Source organism: Variovorax pasteuri (genome assembly GCF_051216435.1).
Taxonomy (GTDB): Bacteria; Pseudomonadota; Gammaproteobacteria; order Burkholderiales; family Burkholderiaceae_C; genus Variovorax.
On sequence record NZ_JBPJZS010000008.1, the window covers coordinates 214,050 to 230,190 of the forward strand.

Sequence of the window (16,141 nt, forward strand, 5' to 3'; positions counted from 1 at the left end):
CCTTTTCTCTCTGTTGCCCACCTAGGAGTTCTTCATGAACAGCTCGCCCCTGCGCGTTTCCCTGATCGCCGCTTCGCTCGGCGCCGCCCTGCTGTGGCACACCGGTGCCTCGGCCGCCGACTGGTTTCCCTACAAGGCCGAGGCCACCGAGCCCGCCTTCTCGGCCGAGGGCGCCAAGAAGCCCATCGACTACACGCCGCTGGCCAAGGCCTCGAAGAAGTGGGACATCTGCGTGTCGTTCCCGCACATGAAGGACGCCTACTGGCTGGGCGTGGACTACGGCGTGATCGAGGAGGCCCGGCGCCAGGGCGTGAAGCTGCAGGTGGTCGACGCGGGCGGCTACACCAACCTCGCCAAGCAGGTCTCGCAGATCGAGGACTGCGTGGCGCGCGGCGCCAACGCGGTGATCATCGGCGCGATTTCAGGCGACGGGCTCAACAACGTCATCAAGGCCACGGCCGCGAAGAAGGTGCCGGTGATCGACCTGGTGAACGGCATCAACTCGCCCGACCTGTCGGCCAAGTCGCTCGTGTCGTTCTACACGATGGGCCACTCGACCGGCGAGTACCTCGCCAGGAAGCACCCGGCCGGCTCGGCCGCGGTCAAGGTCGGCTGGTTCCCGGGCCCGGCCGGCGCCGGCTGGGTCGAGGCCGCGCACAAGGGCTTCATGGACGCGGTCAAGGGCAGCGCCGTGGTGGTGCTCGACCCCAAGTACGGCGACACCGGCAAGGAGGCGCAGAGCAAGCTGGTCGAGGACGTGCTCCAGGCCAACCCCGACCTCGCCTACGTGGCCGGCACCGCGGTGACGGCCGAGGCCGCCACCGGCATCCTGCGCTCGCGCAACCTCGAAAAGAAGGTTCAGGTGCTGTCCTTCTACATGACGCCGGGCGTGTATGACGGCATCCAGAAGGGCCGGATCGTGGCCTCCCCGGCCGACTCGATGGTGGTGCAGGGCCGCATCGCGGTCGACCAGGCCGTGCGCCTGCTCGAGAACAAGGACGTGGTGAAGCACGTGGGCCCGAAGATCTTCGTGGTCGACAGCGGCAACATCAAGTCTGTGAAGCTCGACGACATCCTGCCGCCGCCGGGCTTCAAGCCGGTGTTCGAGGTCAAGTAGGCCTCGCCGTGTCGTCGGTCATTCCGCCGGTCATTCCGCCGCCCATGCAGCCGCTCCTTGTGCAGACCGTCGGGCTGGGCAAGCGCTATCCGGGCGTGCTGGCGCTCGACGGGGTGGACTTCGAGCTGCGCGCCGGCGAAGTGCACGTGCTGTTCGGCGAGAACGGGGCCGGCAAGTCCACGCTGATCTCGCTGCTGGCCGGCGCCAACGTGCCGACTTCCGGCGAGATCCGCATGCACGGCGCGCCGGTGCGGTTCTCCAACGTGCACGACGCGCGGCGCCACGGCATCAGCGCGGTGTTCCAGGAGTTCTCGCTCGTTCCCACGCTCTCGGTGGCGCAGAACCTGAGCCTGGGCGAAGAGCCGCGCAAGGCGGGCCTGCTCGACCGCACCGCCGTGCGCGAGCGCGCCCGAACGATGCTGGCCGACCTGGGCTTCGAGATCGACGTGGACGCGCCCGTCTCCGGCCTGTCGCGCGCGCAGCAGCAGATGGTGGAAATCGCCAAGGGCCTGCGCGGCGAGGTGTCGGTGCTGATCCTCGACGAGCCCACCGCCTCGCTCACCGACACCGAGACACAGCGGCTGTTCGAACTGGTCGCGCGGCTGAAGGCGCGCGGCGTGGGCATCGTCTACATCTCGCACCGCATGCAGGAGATTGCACAGATCGCCGACCGCATCACCGTGCTGCGCGACGGCCGCAAGGTGACGACGGTGCAATCCCGCGAAACCAGCGCCGACCGGCTGATCGAGCTGATGAGCGGACGCGCCATTTCGCAGATCTACCCGCACATCGCCAGCAACCCCGGCGAGGTGATGCTGCAGGTGGAAGGCCTGAGCTCGCCCAACGGCGTGCGCCGCGCGAGCCTCACGGTGCGGCGCGGCGAAGTGGTCGGGCTCGCGGGCCTGGTGGGCTGCGGCAAGTCGGAGCTGTTTCGCGCGATCTACGGGCTCGACGCGGTGAGCGAGGGCCGCGTGCTGTTCAAGGGCCAGCCGCGCACGGGCGCCAGGGTGCGCCAGCTGCTCGACGAGGGCCTGTTCTATCTGCCGCCCGACCGCAAGGGCGAAGGGCTGGTGCTCGGCTTCACGTCGCGCGCCAACATCACGCTGCCGCTGGTGCACGGGCCGCTGCGCGGTCGCGGCGGCTGGCTGCGCAGGCGGCTGGGCCGCAGGCTGTCGGCCACGGCGGCCGAGCGCGTGGCGCTCGCGCCGCGCAACCTCGATCGCCCGGTGGGCCTGCTATCGGGCGGCAACCAGCAGAAGGTGCTGTTCGGCAAGGGCATGACGCGCGAAGCCGCGCTCTATGTGTTCGACGAGCCCACGGTGGGCGTGGACATCGGCACGCGCAGCGCGCTGTACCAGGTGATCCGCACGCTCTGCGAAAGCGGCGCGGCGGTGGTCGTCATCTCCTCCGACCTGCCCGAGGTGCTGCACCTGAGCCACCGCGTCTACGTGATGTGCCGCGGCGAAATTGCCGGCGAGCTGCAGGGCGATGCCATCCGCGAGAGCGCCGTGCTCAATCTGTTTTTCGGTTCCAGCGAAAGAAAGCCATGACTCCGTCTTCCACCGTTGCCGCCGCGGCGCCGACCCCTTCCGGCCCGGGGGGGCGTGCCCTCGGCCTGCTGCGCGACCTGTTCCTGAGGCTGGGCGTGCTGCCCTTCATGCTGCTCATCGCCTTCGTGGTGTTCAGCACGCTGTCGGACCAGTTCCTCACGGTGCAGAACCTGGTGAACCTGCTGCGCCAGTCGGTGTACCTGATCCTCGTGTCGATGGGCCAGATGCTGGCACTGGTCACGGGCGGCTTCGACCTCTCGGTGGGCACGGTGATGGCCATCACCTCGGTGGTCTCGGCACTCGCCATGCAGGCCTTCGGTGCCGCCCTGCCCGACGCGACCTGGGTGGTGGTGATTGCCGGGTGCGCCTGCGGGCTGCTCGCGGGCCTCGCGGTGGGCCTCATCAACGGCATCGGCGTGGCGTTCATCGGTGTGTCGCCCTTCATCGTGACGCTGGGCGTGCAGTCGATCGGCTTCGGCTTTGCGCTGTATCTCACGGGCGGCGTGCCGGTGTCAGGCATGCCCGCCGCGTTCAGCGAGCTGTTCGGCTTCGGCACGCTGCTGGGCATTCCGATACCGATAGCGGTCACTGCCGCGTGCGTGGCCGGCATGGGCGTGCTCATGGCGCGCATGCCCACCGGCACGCACCTCCTGGCAGTGGGCGGCAACGCCAAGGCGGCGGCGCTCTCGGGCATCGACACCCGCCGCGTGCTGCTGATGGCCTACCTGCTGTGCGCCGGCCTTGCGGCCGTGAGCGGCCTGCTGCTCACGGCGCGCGTGGAAACCGGCGAGGCCAACCTGGGCGGCACGGTGGCGCTGGAGTCCATCGCGGCCTGCGTGATCGCGGGCGTGAGCCTGCGCGGCGGCATCGGCCGCGTGCCCAACGTGGTGATGGGCGCCATCTTCATCGGACTGGTGCAGAACGGCATGAACCTGGCCAGCGTCGGCTCCTACCTGCAGATGGTGGTGCTGGGCGTGCTGCTGATCGTGGCCGTGGTGGCCGACCAGCTGCGCCACCGCATGGGCGCGCGCGCCAGCCAGTGAACGCCGCGCACCCAATACAAGGCCCGCGCAGGCACTAGGCAGCGCCGGCGTCAGAACAGCGAGGCCATGCCGTTCGGCCGCGCATCCTCGATGGCGAGCATGCGCAGCTTGGTCAGGGCGCCGCCGCCCGCTGAAAAGCCACCGGGCTTGTTGCCCGCGGCCAGCACGCGGTGGCACGGCACCACGGGGGCGAAGGGGTTGTGGCCCATGGCCTGGCCCACGGCGCGCGACAGGGTCTTGTCGCCGAGTTCCTGCGCGATCTCGCCGTAGGTGCGCGTCTGCCCCGGCGGAATGCGCCGCGCAATGGCATAGACGCGCTGGTGAAAGGCCGACACGCCGCGCATGTCGAGCTCGATGTGCATCAGGTCGTCGTGCACGCCCTGCAGCAGGCCCTGGATGGCCGCGATGGCACGTTGCGCCATCTCGTTCGGCGGGCCTTCGTCCAGATCCGCAAAGCGCTGCTTCATGCGCGAGCGCGTGGCCGGCTCGCCATCGTCCGCGGGCAGTTGCACGCCGACCAGGCCCTGCGGTCCCCACGCCAGCGCGCACATGCCGATGGATGTCTCGAACAAGGCGAAGCCGCTCATTGCGGCTCCTGCAGCGCATGCTGGCGCGATGCCAGCACCGCACCGAGCCACAGCGCGATGGCCGAAGCCACCAGGCCGCGCGCCAGGCCGCCCGGTCCGTCGGAGATCCAGCCCGTGACCGTCGGCCCGACGATCTGCCCGAGCGCGAAGACGATGGTGAACATGCTGATGCCCTGCGCCCAGCGCTCGGACGGCAGGTTGTGGCGCACCAGCGCGGTGGTCGAGGCCACCACCGACAGGAACACACCGCCGAACAGCACGCCCGAAATCAGCGCCACGGGGGCGGACGAACTCAACACCGGCAACAGCGTGGCCACGCCCAGCAGGCCGTTCAGCAGCGCCTGGGGCTGCCCGCCGCGGTAGCGGTCGAGCAATCCGGCCCACAGCCGCGACGAGGCCACGCAGGCGATGCCCAGCAAGGCATAGAACAACGTGACGAACGAGGCGCTGGCGCCCTGCTCGCGCAGCAGCGCGATCACGAAGGTCATGTAGCCGATGTAGCCCATGCCGAACAGCGCATAGCCCGCGAGCGCCCAGCCGAAGCGGCGCAGCGCCACCGGGGGTGCGGTGCCCGTTGCGGCCGCCCGCGCCGGATGCGACGGGCTGATCGGCATGGCCCGCCCGGCCCAGGCCAGCAGGCAGGTCGCCGCCACGCTGGCCATGGCCAGCGCCCACCACGCCCAGGCCCAGCCATGCGGCACGTCGGACGCGGCCTTCAACACCTGCGGCACGAGCAGCGCCGACAGCAGGATGCCGAAGCCGGTGCCGCCGTAGTAGATGCCCAGCAGCAGGCCACCGCGCGACGATCCGCTTCTTGCGTCGGCCTCGCCGAGCCGCGCGGCCAGCAGCCCGCCCGCCACGAACACCCAGGCGCTGGCCACGCCGGCCAGCAGGCGCTGCAGCAGCAAGGCCGGCGCGGCCGTGACGAAGCCGCTGCCCGCCATGAAGACGCTGGCCAGCACCGCGCCCACCACCAGCAGCCGCGTGACGCCGAAGCGCCGCATGAGCGCCGGCGTGATCAACGCGCCTATCAGGTAGCCGACCGCGTTCGCCGTGTTCATGCCGCCTGCCAGCGCGTAGCTCCAGCCCAGGTCGGCGCGCATCGGCGGCAACAGCAGGCCGTAGGCGAAACGGGTGATGCCCAGCGACACGGCCGCGCCCATCGAGAGCGCAAAGGCAAGCCGCAGCGTGGGCTGCACGGGGGCGGTGGAAGGGAACGTGGTCGACATCGGGAAAGGGGCGGCGCCTATTCTGCGGCACCCTGCCCCATCGCGCAGGGCAACCCGTTCAAGCCGCGTCGGCCACCGGGTCGCTGTGCAGCAGATGCCGCTCCAGCAGCACCGCCACATGCACCGCCTCGCGCTGCGCGCCGTCGCCGATCTGGTGCCTGCAGCTGGTGCCGTCGGCCACCACGATGGCGTCGGGCTGCTTGCGGATGGCCGGCAGCAGGCTGGCCTCGGCCATCTGCATCGACACCTCGAAATGGCTGGCCTCGTAGCCGAAGCTGCCGGCCATGCCGCAGCACGAACTCTCGATCAGTTCGGGCTTCGCGCCCGGAATGAGCTGGAGCACCTCCATCACCGGGCTCACCGCGCCGAAAGCCTTCTGGTGGCAGTGGCCGTGCAGCAGGATGGGCTGGGTCGCGGGCTTCAGCGCCAGCTCGAAGCGGCCGAGCTTGATCTCGCGCGCGATGAATTCCTCGAACAGCAGCGCATGCCTGGCCACGATCTCGGCTTTTTCGCCGAAGCCCATCGCCAGTGTTTCGTCGCGCAGCGTGAGCAGGCACGACGGCTCCAGCCCGACGATGGGCACGCCGGCCCGCGCGAGCGGCAGCAGCGCATCGATCAGCGCCTCGGCCTTTTCCTTGGCCTGTTCGACCATGCCGCTGGCCAGGAAGGTGCGCCCGCAGCAGTGGTGCCCGCCACGCTTTTCCACCGTGTGCAGCACGTAGCCCGCGGCCTGCAGCACGCGCGCGGCGGCGAAGGCGTTCTCGCTCTCGAAAGTGCCGTTGAAGGTGTCGACGAACAGCACCGCCGCCTTGCCGCCGCGCCGCGCGACAGCCAGCGCCACGTCGCGCTCGACGAACAGGCCGGGCTCGTTGGCCGTGGCGCGCCAGAAGGTGTCGCTGCGCCACGCGGGCAGCGAGCGCTTCGCCGAAAAGCCCAGCAGCTTTTCGCCGAGCCATGCCGCGCCGGGCACGCTGTTGCGCAGGTTCAGCAGCCAGGGCATGCGGCTGGCCTTGTGGGCGTAGTCGGGCAGGTTCGCCACCAGCCTGTCTTTCAGCGTGTGGCCGTGGCGCTTCTTGTAGTGGTCGAGAAACTCGACCTTCATCTTCGCCATGTCCACGCCCGTGGGGCAGTCGCGCTTGCAGCCCTTGCAGCCGACGCACAGGTCCATGGTGTCGTGCATGGCCTCGCTGGTGAAGGCGTCGGGGCCCAGCTGGCCCGAGAGCGCCAGGCGCAGCGTGTTGGCGCGACCGCGCGTCAGGTGCTGCTCGTCGCGCGTCACGCGGTAGCTGGGGCACATGGTGCCGGCGTCGAACTTGCGGCAGTGGCCGTTGTTGTTGCACATCTCCACGGCCTTGGCCAGGCCGCCGGTGGTGTCGCCGCCGGTGCCCGGCGCGGTGGTCGCTTCGGTCACCGGGTCGGCATTGACGTTCCAGGCCGACCAGTCGAGCACGGGCTTGAGTTCGATGCGGCGGTACGGCTTGGGTGCGGTGGGCGGCGCAAAGCGGAACAGCGCGCCGTCGTCCATGCGCGGCGGGTCGATGATCTTGCCGGGGTTGAACAGGCCGATGGGGTCGAGCCTGTGCTTGATGGCGCGGAAGGCCTCGTTGATGGCCGGGCCGAACTGCCACTCGATCCATTCGCCGCGGCACAGGCCGTCGCCGTGCTCGCCGCTGAAGGCGCCCTTGTACTTGCGCACCAGCGCGCTGGCCTCTTCGGCGATGGCGCGCATCTTGGTGGCGCCGTCCACCCGCATGTCGAGAATCGGCCGCACGTGCAGCGTGCCGACCGAGGCATGCGCATACCAGGTGCCGCGGCTGCCGTGCCTGGCGAACACTTCGGTCAGCGCGTCGGTGTACTCGGCCAGGTGTTCGAGCGGCACGGCGCAGTCTTCGATGAAGCTCACGGGCTTGCCGTCGCCCTTCAGACTCATCATGATGTTCAGGCCCGCCTTGCGCACCTCCCACAGGTTCTTCTGGCGCGCATCGTCGGGCATCTCGACCACGCTGCCCGGCAGGCCGAGGTCGCCCATCAGCTCGACCAGCTGCCTGAGCTGCGGCAGCAATGCGGCCTTGTCCGCCCCCGAGAACTCCACCAGCAGGATGGCCGCCGGCTTGCCGATGAGCGCGGTTTCCACCGTGGGCTTGAAGGCCGGGTTGGCCAGGCTCAGCTCGATCATGGTGCGGTCGACCAGTTCCACCGCCGTGGGCGCCAGCTTGACGATGTGCTGCGCCGCGTCCATGGCCGCATGGAAGGTCGGGAAGTTGACGATGCCCAGCACCTTGGCGCGCGGCAGCGGCGCGAGCTTGAGCTTCAGACTGCGCGTGTAGGCCAGCGTGCCTTCGGCACCGATGAGCAGGTGCGCCAGGTTCACGCTGCCGTCGGCGGTGTAGGGGCGCTCGCTCTGGTTGTCGAAGATGTCCAGGTTGTAGCCCGCCACGCGGCGCATCACCTTGGGCCAGTGCTCGGCGATCTGCTCGCGGTGCTGGCGCGCCAGGCCGCGCACGAACTGCGCGATGCCCGCGGCGCGCACGCCGAGCGAACCGACCGGCCCGAAGTCGACCAGTTCGCCGTTCGACAGCCACGCGCTCGCGCCCAGCACGTTGTGCACCATGTTCCCGTAGGCGATGGAGCGCGACCCGCACGAGTTGTTGCCCGCCATGCCGCCCAGCGTGGCCTGCGCGCTGGTCGACACGTCCACCGGATACCACAGGCCGTGCGGCTTGAGCTGCGCGTTCAGGTGGTCGAGCACCAGGCCGGGCTCCACCGTGGCGGTGCCCTCCTCCACGTTCACCTCGAGCACGCGGCGAAAGTGCTTGCTGTTGTCGATGACCAGCGCCGCGCCCGTCGTCTGCCCGCACTGGCTGGTACCGCCGCCGCGCGCGAGCACCGGCACCTTCAGGTCGCGCGCGATGTCGATGGCGGTGGCAATGTCGCGCTCGTTGGTCGGCACGAAGGCGCCGACCGGCGTGATCTGGTAGATCGACGCGTCGGTGGCGTAGCGCCCGCGCGAAGCGTCGTCGAACAGCACCTCGCCTTGCGTGTCGGTGCGCAGGCGGCGCGCGAGCAGCTCGCAGGTGTCGTTGGGCGGAAGAACGGTTCCGGCTGGCTGCATGTGGCTGGCGGGATCGATGCGCATGGTGGTGGTGTCAGTTCGCCTGGGTGGCCTGGGGATAGATCTCGCCGGCGCGCAGCAGCTCCAGCACGGTGTCGCGCTTGCGCAGCACGTGCGCCACCAGCACCTTGCGCATGGCGGCGGCGTCGCGCGCGGCCAGCGCGTCGATCATCTGTTCGTGCTCCTGCACCGCGTGCTTCCACTTGGCCTCGTTCTGCGTTGGGCGGAAGAACGGTTCCGGCTGGCTGCATGTGGCTGGCGGGATCGATGCGCATGGTGGTGGTGTCAGTTCGCCTGGGTGGCCTGGGGATAGATCTCGCCGGCGCGCAGCAGCTCCAGCACGGTGTCGCGCTTGCGCAGCACGTGCGCCACCAGCACCTTGCGCATGGCGGCGGCGTCGCGCGCGGCCAGCGCGTCGATCATCTGTTCGTGCTCCTGCACCGCGTGCTTCCACTTGGCCTCGTTCTGGTTGGTGCGAAAGCGCAGCGACTGCACGCGGGCGTTGATGGAGCGGTAGGTGTTCGACAGCACCGGGTTGGCCGCCGCGTCGTTGATGGCGGTGTGGATGCGCGCGTTCAGCCGGTAGTAGCCCGACAGGTCGCGCCGCGAGAAGCAGGCCATCATTTCGTAGTGCAGCGCGCGCACCTCGGCCAGTTCTTCGTCGGTGATGCGCCTGGCGGCCAGCTCGCCCGACATGCCCTCGAGCATGGCCAGCACCTCGAAGGTGTTGAGCACGTCGGCCTCGGTGAGCTTCACCGCCACCGCGCCGCGGTTGGGCAGCAAGTCGACCAGCCCTTCGGCCGCGAGCAGCTTGATGGCCTCGCGCAGCGGCGTGCGCGACACGGCCAGCTGCAGGCACAGCTCGCGCTCGTTGAGCTTGGCGCCGGGCGCGATGCGCCCTTCGACCAGCATGGTGCGCAGGCGCGAGGCCACCTGGTCGTGCAGCGCGAGCCTGGAGATTTCGATGATTTCGGCAGTCATGGTTTTTCCTTGATTGCATTTTGAATGCAAAAAATGAGCGCTACAACCTCGCGGATTAAGGGTAAACCACCAAGCAAAAATGAATTTTGAATGCAAAACTGAAAAGCGAAAGGACAGTCCATGCTGCAACTCGACATCCATCCCACCGGCCGCCACTTCCTCCAGATTCCAGGCCCGAGCCCGGTGCCCGACCGCATCCTGCGGGCCATGAGCCTGCCCACCATCGACCACCGCGGGCCCGAGTTCGGCACGCTGGGGCTGAAGGTGCTGGGCGGCATCCAGCAGGTGTTCAAGACCAGGCACCCGGTCGCGATCTACCCCGCCTCTGGCACCGGCGCGTGGGAGGCCGCGCTCGCCAACACGCTGAGCCCCGGCGACCACGTGCTCATGTACGAGACCGGCCACTTCGCCTCGCTGTGGCAGAAGATGGCCACGCGCCTGGGCCTGTCGACCGAATTCCTCTCGTTCGCCGGCACCGACGCGCAACTGCCGAATGCGCCCGGCTGGCGCCGTGGCGTGCAGGCCGAACTCATCGAGGCGCGCCTGCGCAAGGACACCGAGAAGAAGATCAAGGCCGTGTGCGTGGTGCACAACGAGACCTCCACCGGCGTCACCTCCGACATCGCCTCGGTGCGCAAGGCCATCGACGCGGCGGGCCACCCCGCCCTGCTGCTGGTCGACAGCATCTCGGGCCTGGCGAGCGCCGATTTCCGGCACGACGAATGGGGCGTGGACGTGACCGTCAGCGGCTCGCAGAAGGGCCTGATGCTGCCGCCGGGCATCAGCTTCAACGCGCTCTCGCCGCGCGCACTCGACGCCGCCAAGCACGCCAGGCTGCCGCGCGCCTTCTGGGACTGGAGCGAAATCGTCGAGATGAACAAGGACGGCTACTGGCCCTACACGCCCAACACCAACCTGCTCTATGGCCTTTCGGAATCGCTCGACATGCTGCTGGGCGAAGGGCTGGACAACGTTTTCGCGCGGCACCAGCGCTGGGCCGCGGGCGTGCGGGCCGCGGTCAATGCCTGGGGCCTGCCCATTCAGTGCGCGGACCCGGCCGTGTACTCGCCGGTGCTCACCGGCGTCATCACGCCCGAGGGGGTCGACGCCGATGCGCTGCGCCGGCTGATCCACCAGCGCTTCGACCTGTCGCTGGGCACGGGCCTGGGCAAGCTCAAGGGCCGCATGTTCCGCATGGGCCACCTGGGCGACAGCAACGACCTGACGCTGGTGGCCATGGTCGCGGGCGTCGAGATGGGCATGAAGCTCACGGGCATCAAGCTGGCCGGCAGCGGCGTGCACGCGGCGATGGACCATTTCGCGAGCCATGCCGCGCCTGCCGCGCTGCAGAAGGCGGCCTAGCGCCCTCACCTCCAAAGACAGCACACAGGCCGCAGCGCATCGCTCGAACGATGCGGCGGCCGCCTTGCCGGGTCGCTAGACATCGCGCCCGGCACGCATCGGACCCCAACACCACGGAGACACAGATGATGCAAAGACGCTCCCTCATTCAAGCCGCCGCCGGCGCGGCCGCCACGCTGGGCGTGCCCCGGCTCTTCGCGCAGGAGTGGCCTTCGGGGCCGGTGCGCATCGTGGTGGGCTTTCCGCCGGGCGGCGGCACCGATGCGCTGGCGCGCGTGGTCGCGCAGAAGCTCACGATCATGTGGGGCGAGCAGGTCATCGTCGACAACAAGGGCGGCGTGGCCGGGGTGCTCGCGGCCGACTACGTGGCGCAGCAGCCCAGCGACGGCAGCGTGCTGCTGATGGCCCACATCAACAGCCACGCGCTCGCGCCCAGCCTGCAGCCCAAGCTGCGCTACAACGTGGAGCGCGACTTCGTGCCGATCGTGCTGGTGGGCGTCACGCCCAACCTGCTGATCGCCAACCCCGGCCAGAAAGCGCTCAGCGTGAAGGACATCGTGGCCGCCTGCAAGGCCGCGCCGGGCACGGTGAGCTTCGGCTCGGCGGGTGCCGGCTCGGCGCAGCACCTGGCGCTGGAGATGTTCAAGCTGCAGGGCGGCGTCGACGCGCTGCATGTGCCGTACAAGGGCAGCGGCCCGTTGCTGGCCGACCTGATGGGCGGGCAGATCCAGTACAGCTTCGAGACCATGACGGCCGCCACGCCGCATGTGAAGAACGGCCGCGTGATCGCCGTCGCCCAGACCCGCACCAAGCGCGCCAAGGGGCACCCCAACGTGCCGACGATGCAGGAGCAAGGCTTTCAGGGCTTCGAGGCGACCACGTGGTACGGGCTTGCCGGGCCGGGCAAACTGCCGGCGTCCATTGCGCAGAAGGTGAACCGCGACGTGAACACGGTGCTCGCCATGCCCGATGTGCAGGAGCGGATGGACACCTACGGCGCGGAAGACGGTGGCGGCTCGCAGGACAAGTTCAAGCAGTTCATCAGCACCGAGATCGCCAAATGGGCGAAGGTCGTGAAAGACGGCAACGTTCACGTCGAAAGCTGAGAAGATCCTGCGGATGAACCCTTCCCAGACCGCCCTCACAGACGCCCTCGTCGCCGCGCGCCGCGGCAACCGGACCCTCGATGCCTCGCGCTGGACCGACGCGCTCGCCACCGCCGAGCAAGCGTACGAAGTGCAGGACGCCGTGGCCGCCGCGCTCGGCTGGTTCGACGCACAGCCCGTGCCCGGCACCTGGAAATCCGGCGGTGGCTCGCGCAGCGCGACCCTCACGCATGCCCCGCTGCCGCCCGCCGGCGTGCGGCCCGACTCGGCCAACTTCAGCGACCTCGTGCTCCACTCGCCGGGCATCGAAGCCGAGATTGCCCTGCGCCTGGGCCAGGACGTCACGCCCGCGCAGGCCGCAACGCTCGACCACCAGAACGCCGCATCGCTGATCGACGCCATGGCCGTGTCGGTCGAAATCGTCGATGCGCGCTGGCAAGACCTGGCCGCCACGCCCGCCCTGCTTCGCCTGGCCGATTCGCAGGTGCATGGCGCGCTGGTGCTCGGCGAATGGATTCCCTGTGCCGCCGTCGACTGGGCCGCGCAGCGCTGCGAAACCAAGGTCGGCAACGCCGAGACCGTGGTGCGCGAAGGCACGCATCCGCTGGCCGACCCCGCCTGGCTGCTGCCGATCTGGCTGCGCCACATCACGCGCCACGGCCAGACCGCGCCCAAGGGCACCGTCGTCACCACCGGCTCCTGGGTCGGTGTGCTGCCGTGCCGCCGCGGCGATCAGGTGACCGCGGCATTCCCCGGCATCGGCAGCGTTCGCTTGAGCGTGTAGCGCCCGCCGCCCACGCCCGAGCAGGCCACCAGAAAGTCCAGCACCGCCCGCACCCGCGCGGGCAGCGTGCCGGCCTTGCCGATGTACACCGCGTGAATGGGTTCCACGTCGCACGGGTTGAACTCCTCGAGCAACGGCACCAGCCGGCCCGCATCGATGTCGTGCTGGATGTGGTACAGCGACAGCCGCGCCACGCCCGCCCCTGCAATCGCCAGCTGGCGCAGCGTTTCGCCGTCGCCCGCGCGCACCGGGCCGGCCACCGGCAACCACACCATGCGCCCGTCCACACGCAGCGGCCAGTCGGGCGAACTGCGCCGGTACGTCCAGCCCAGCCGGTTGTGCGCCTCCAGTTCCTGCGGCGTGCGCGGCGTGCCGTACTTGCCCAGGTATGAAGGCGCGGCCACGATCGCCTGGCTGGTCTCGCCGAGGCGGCGCGCCACCAGGTCGGACGACGGCAGCTCGCCCCAGCGGATCGCGATGTCGGCGCGCTCGTCCATCAGGTCGACGATGCGGTCGGTCAGCGCAATGTCCAGCGTGATCTGCGGATGCTGCTCGAGCAGGCGCGGCACCAGCGGCACCAACTTGTGGTGGCCGAAGGACACGCTGGCGTTGATGCTCACGCGCCCGCGCGGCGCGGCACCGGCCGCGGCACAGCGCTCGGCCTCGTCCATGTCGGCCAGCACGCGCGTGCTGCGCTCGTAGAACGCGGTGCCTTCGGGCGTGAGCTGCAGCTTGCGCGTGGAGCGGTGCACCAGCTGCACGCCCAGGCGCAGCTCCAGCCGCGCCACCAGCTTGCTCACCGCCGACGGCGTCATGCCCAGCAGGCGCGCCGCCGAGGAGAACCCGCCGGCCTCGATCACCTGCACGAAGGCTTCCATTTCGCCAGAGCGGTTGACGTCGATGCGCGGCATGGTTTTCTTTCCTGCTTGCTTGCTGGTTTGTGATTTCAATTCACAAGTCCCTGTACCGGCGGCATTCTAGTCATCGATGGCCGATGTCTTCACAGTACAGGGCATCATGCCAATCGCTCTACTCGCCCTCACCGCCGGTGCCTTCGGAATAGGCACCACCGAGTTCGTCATCATGGGCCTGCTGATGCAGGTCTCGACGGATCTTCAAGTCTCCATCACGGCCGCCGGCCTGCTGATCTCGGGCTATGCGCTCGGGGTCGCGGTCGGCGCGCCCGTGCTCACCATCGCCACACGCAAGCTGCCGCGCAAGACTGTGCTGCTCGCGCTGATGGCGATCTTCACGCTCGGCAACCTGGCCTGTGCGCTGGCGCCCAACTACGAGATGCTCATGGCAGCGCGCGTCGTCACCTCGCTGGCGCACGGCACCTTCTTCGGCGTCGGCTCGGTGGTGGCCACCGGCCTGGTGGCGCCGGAGCGGCGTGCCTCGGCCATCGCCATCATGTTCACCGGGCTCACGGCCGCCACCCTGCTGGGCGTGCCGTTCGGCGCCTGGCTGGGCCTGCATTTCGGCTGGCGCTCGGCCTTCTGGGCGGTGACGCTCATCGGCCTGCTGGCGCTCGCGGTGCTGGCTGCATTCGTGCCCCGCGTGAAAGGCGAGGCCGCGCCCGCCCCTTTGCGCGAGGAACTGGCCGTGCTGGCGCGCCCGCAGGTGCTGCTGGGCCTGGCGATGACGGTGCTGGGCTTTGCCGGTGTGTTCGTGGTATTCACGTACATCCAGCCGCTGCTCACGCAGCTCACGGGGCTGTCGGAGTCGGCCGTGTCGCCCATCCTGCTGGTGTTCGGCGGCGGCCTGGCGGTGGGCAACATCCTCGGCGGCAAGCTGGCCGACCGCGCGCCGATGGCCGCCATTCTGGGCACGCTGGTGGTGCTGGCCGTGGTGCTGGGCGCGATGCAGTTCGCCATCGGCACGCCGTTCACCGCGGTGGTGTTCGTGGGCCTGCTGGGCGTGGCCTCTTTCGCCACCGTGGCGCCGATGCAGCTGCGGGTGCTCGAGAAGGCCTCGGGCGCGGGCCAGAACCTGGCGTCCAGCCTGAACATCGCGGCCTTCAACCTGGGCAACGCGCTCGGCGCATGGGTCGGCGGCGTGGTGATCGACCATGGCCCGGGGCTGCGCGCACTGGGCTGGGTGGCGGCGCTGCTCACGCTGGTGGGGCTGGCGATCGCGCTGTGGAGCCGATCGCTGGACCGGCGCGCGCCGCGCGGCACGCTCGGGGAGTGCGCCTCGGCACAGGCCTGATTCCATCCAGGCATCGTGGTGGCCTCCGGCCGGGTCAGCCCCGCCCGGAGGCCGCGGCGCAGGGCGCTGAGGCAACATCGGCGATGTGTCCAGAACCCTGCGAGGAGCGCGAGAAAAACATGGAAGTCCGACACTTCGACACGGCCGACCTGCCTGCGGTGCATAGTCTGCTCATGACCAGTGGCTGGTCCCATCGCATCGGCAGCGTGGACGCGCTGGGCCGGCTGATCGCCGCATCGCCGCGCGCGATGGTGGCGCTGCGGCACGGCGAGCTGGTCGGGTTCGCCCGTGCGATCACCGACGGCCTGTCGAACGGCTATCTCTCGATGGTCGCGGTTGCGCAACCGTTCCGGTGGCAAGGCATCGGCCAGGCCCTGGTCGATGCGATCGTCGGTGCCGACCCGAACATCACCTGGGTGCTGAGGGCGGGCCGGGACGATGCGCCTGCGTTCTTCGCCAGGCTGGGGTTCGTTGCGTCGACGCTCGCCATGGAGCGGCCGAGGGCTTCCCTACCGGCCATGCGGCCTGAGACGGCCCGTGCGATCCGCCCCGCCGTCGCGGCAGACGCGCACGCGCTGGCCGCGCTCTCCATCCAGGTGTGGCTCCCCACCTATGCAACCGAGGGCGTGAACGACCTGCTCGCACGGTACGTTCTCGACGAATTCACGCCGCCCAAATTTGCGGCCCTGGCCGATGCCGCCGGCTCGGCGCTGCTCGTTGCAGAAGCCGACGCGCACCTCGTGGGCTATGCGCTCGTGCGTTTCGGCGCGCCACAGCCGCTGGTGCCCACGTGCGACACCGAGCTGGGCACCCTGTATGTGCAGGAGGCATTCACGGGAGCCGGTGTCGGCGCGGCGCTGCTGCAAGCCGCTCGCGCCGCGGCCCGCGAGCGCACTGGCAGCGACGCGCTCTGGCTGTCGGTCAACGCGAGGAACCGGCGCGCCTGCCGCTTCTACGAAAGGCAGGGCTTCGTCGTCAAGGGCCAGGCCTGGTTCGTCCTCGGCGAAGGCCGTCACGAAAACAACGTCCTCGGACGTCCCTGAGTGCAACGGCGCAGCGGGC

The 16,141-nt window shown here is 69.6% G+C and carries 14 protein-coding genes; 8 read left to right on the top strand and 6 right to left on the bottom strand.

The genetic code is table 11. The features are described from left to right. The first annotated feature begins 34 nt into the window (after positions 1–34). Genes torT through ACSFBM_RS25980 form a run of 3 tightly spaced genes read left to right on the top strand, consistent with a single transcriptional unit; the run spans position 35 to position 3,710 of the window. Positions 35–1,117, top strand: coding sequence for a TMAO reductase system periplasmic protein TorT (gene torT / locus ACSFBM_RS25970; RefSeq protein ID WP_435486979.1), 1,083 nt, complete (start codon positions 35–37; stop codon positions 1,115–1,117). Positions 1,118–1,161: 44 nt separating this feature from the next. Then, positions 1,162–2,667, top strand: a complete 1,506-nt coding sequence (locus ACSFBM_RS25975) for a sugar ABC transporter ATP-binding protein (RefSeq protein ID WP_435486980.1) — start codon at positions 1,162–1,164, stop codon at positions 2,665–2,667. Then, positions 2,664–3,710 carry an ABC transporter permease gene (locus tag ACSFBM_RS25980; RefSeq protein ID WP_435486981.1) on the top strand — a complete coding sequence of 349 codons (1,047 nt, stop codon included), beginning with the start codon at positions 2,664–2,666 and terminating at the stop codon, positions 3,708–3,710. Before ACSFBM_RS25975 ends, ACSFBM_RS25980 begins: the two co-directional genes overlap by 4 nt. A gap of 50 nt (positions 3,711–3,760) precedes the next feature. Here the strand turns inward: ACSFBM_RS25980 and ACSFBM_RS25985 are convergent, their stop codons facing one another. From ACSFBM_RS25985 to ACSFBM_RS26005, 5 genes are all read right to left on the bottom strand, one after another. Next, on the bottom strand, positions 3,761–4,297 hold the full coding sequence (locus tag ACSFBM_RS25985; protein ID WP_435486982.1) for a methylated-DNA--[protein]-cysteine S-methyltransferase: 537 nt from the start codon (positions 4,295–4,297) through the stop codon (positions 3,761–3,763). Beyond that, the gene (locus ACSFBM_RS25990) at positions 4,294–5,526 is read right to left on the bottom strand and encodes a YbfB/YjiJ family MFS transporter (protein ID WP_435486983.1); all 1,233 of its coding nucleotides are present in this window, start codon (positions 5,524–5,526) and stop codon (positions 4,294–4,296) included. The genes ACSFBM_RS25985 and ACSFBM_RS25990 overlap by 4 nt, the downstream gene beginning before the upstream one ends. 58 nt (positions 5,527–5,584) lie before the next feature. Beyond that, positions 5,585–8,662, bottom strand: a complete 3,078-nt coding sequence (locus tag ACSFBM_RS25995) for an FAD-binding and (Fe-S)-binding domain-containing protein (RefSeq protein ID WP_435486984.1) — start codon at positions 8,660–8,662, stop codon at positions 5,585–5,587. Positions 8,663–8,672: 10 nt separating this feature from the next. Beyond that, positions 8,673–8,828: a hypothetical protein gene (locus tag ACSFBM_RS26000; RefSeq protein WP_435486985.1), complete on the bottom strand. Its 156-nt coding sequence runs from the start codon at positions 8,826–8,828 to the stop codon at positions 8,673–8,675. Positions 8,829–8,923: 95 nt separating this feature from the next. Further along, entirely contained in the window at positions 8,924–9,619 is a 696-nt protein-coding gene (locus ACSFBM_RS26005; RefSeq protein WP_435440272.1) for a GntR family transcriptional regulator, read from the bottom strand. 120 nt (positions 9,620–9,739) lie between these two features. Here ACSFBM_RS26005 and ACSFBM_RS26010 point away from each other — a divergent pair, with 120 nt between their 5' ends. The 3 genes from ACSFBM_RS26010 (at position 9,740) to ACSFBM_RS26020 (ending at position 12,871) form a co-directional block, all read left to right on the top strand. After that, positions 9,740–10,981 carry a pyridoxal-phosphate-dependent aminotransferase family protein gene (locus ACSFBM_RS26010; protein ID WP_435486986.1) on the top strand — a complete coding sequence of 414 codons (1,242 nt, stop codon included), beginning with the start codon at positions 9,740–9,742 and terminating at the stop codon, positions 10,979–10,981. 128 nt (positions 10,982–11,109) lie between these two features. Further along, positions 11,110–12,087, top strand: coding sequence for a Bug family tripartite tricarboxylate transporter substrate binding protein (locus ACSFBM_RS26015; protein WP_435486987.1), 978 nt, complete (start codon positions 11,110–11,112; stop codon positions 12,085–12,087). 13 nt (positions 12,088–12,100) lie between these two features. Further along, entirely contained in the window at positions 12,101–12,871 is a 771-nt protein-coding gene (locus tag ACSFBM_RS26020) for a fumarylacetoacetate hydrolase family protein (protein ID WP_435486988.1), read from the top strand. Here ACSFBM_RS26020 and ACSFBM_RS26025 read toward each other — a convergent pair. After that, on the bottom strand, positions 12,820–13,782 hold the full coding sequence (locus tag ACSFBM_RS26025) for a LysR family transcriptional regulator (RefSeq protein WP_435486989.1): 963 nt from the start codon (positions 13,780–13,782) through the stop codon (positions 12,820–12,822). The two genes, ACSFBM_RS26020 and ACSFBM_RS26025, sit on opposite strands and share 52 nt — an antisense overlap. Before the next feature lie 106 nt (positions 13,783–13,888). Between ACSFBM_RS26025 and ACSFBM_RS26030 the strand changes: the two genes are divergently transcribed. Together ACSFBM_RS26030 and ACSFBM_RS26035 are read left to right on the top strand one after the other, a co-directional pair. Further along, positions 13,889–15,079: an MFS transporter gene (locus ACSFBM_RS26030; protein WP_435486990.1), complete on the top strand. Its 1,191-nt coding sequence runs from the start codon at positions 13,889–13,891 to the stop codon at positions 15,077–15,079. A 119-nt stretch (positions 15,080–15,198) separates the two neighbouring features. After that, entirely contained in the window at positions 15,199–16,122 is a 924-nt protein-coding gene (locus ACSFBM_RS26035; protein ID WP_435486991.1) for a GNAT family N-acetyltransferase, read from the top strand. Positions 16,123–16,141: the final 19 nt, after the last annotated feature.

Coding starts and splice junctions, on each gene's coding strand:
- torT (WP_435486979.1), top strand. CDS start 35: ATGAACAGCTCGCCCCTGCGCGTTTCCCTGATCGCCGCTTCGCTCGGC.
- ACSFBM_RS26025 (WP_435486989.1), bottom strand. CDS start 13,782: ATGCCGCGCATCGACGTCAACCGCTCTGGCGAAATGGAAGCCTTCGTG.
- ACSFBM_RS25985 (WP_435486982.1), bottom strand. CDS start 4,297: ATGAGCGGCTTCGCCTTGTTCGAGACATCCATCGGCATGTGCGCGCTG.
- ACSFBM_RS26010 (WP_435486986.1), top strand. CDS start 9,740: ATGCTGCAACTCGACATCCATCCCACCGGCCGCCACTTCCTCCAGATT.
- ACSFBM_RS25980 (WP_435486981.1), top strand. CDS start 2,664: ATGACTCCGTCTTCCACCGTTGCCGCCGCGGCGCCGACCCCTTCCGGC.
- ACSFBM_RS26005 (WP_435440272.1), bottom strand. CDS start 9,619: ATGACTGCCGAAATCATCGAAATCTCCAGGCTCGCGCTGCACGACCAG.
- ACSFBM_RS26020 (WP_435486988.1), top strand. CDS start 12,101: ATGAACCCTTCCCAGACCGCCCTCACAGACGCCCTCGTCGCCGCGCGC.
- ACSFBM_RS26015 (WP_435486987.1), top strand. CDS start 11,110: ATGCAAAGACGCTCCCTCATTCAAGCCGCCGCCGGCGCGGCCGCCACG.
- ACSFBM_RS26030 (WP_435486990.1), top strand. CDS start 13,889: ATGCCAATCGCTCTACTCGCCCTCACCGCCGGTGCCTTCGGAATAGGC.
- ACSFBM_RS25995 (WP_435486984.1), bottom strand. CDS start 8,662: ATGCGCATCGATCCCGCCAGCCACATGCAGCCAGCCGGAACCGTTCTT.
- ACSFBM_RS26035 (WP_435486991.1), top strand. CDS start 15,199: ATGGAAGTCCGACACTTCGACACGGCCGACCTGCCTGCGGTGCATAGT.
- ACSFBM_RS25990 (WP_435486983.1), bottom strand. CDS start 5,526: ATGTCGACCACGTTCCCTTCCACCGCCCCCGTGCAGCCCACGCTGCGG.
- ACSFBM_RS25975 (WP_435486980.1), top strand. CDS start 1,162: ATGCAGCCGCTCCTTGTGCAGACCGTCGGGCTGGGCAAGCGCTATCCG.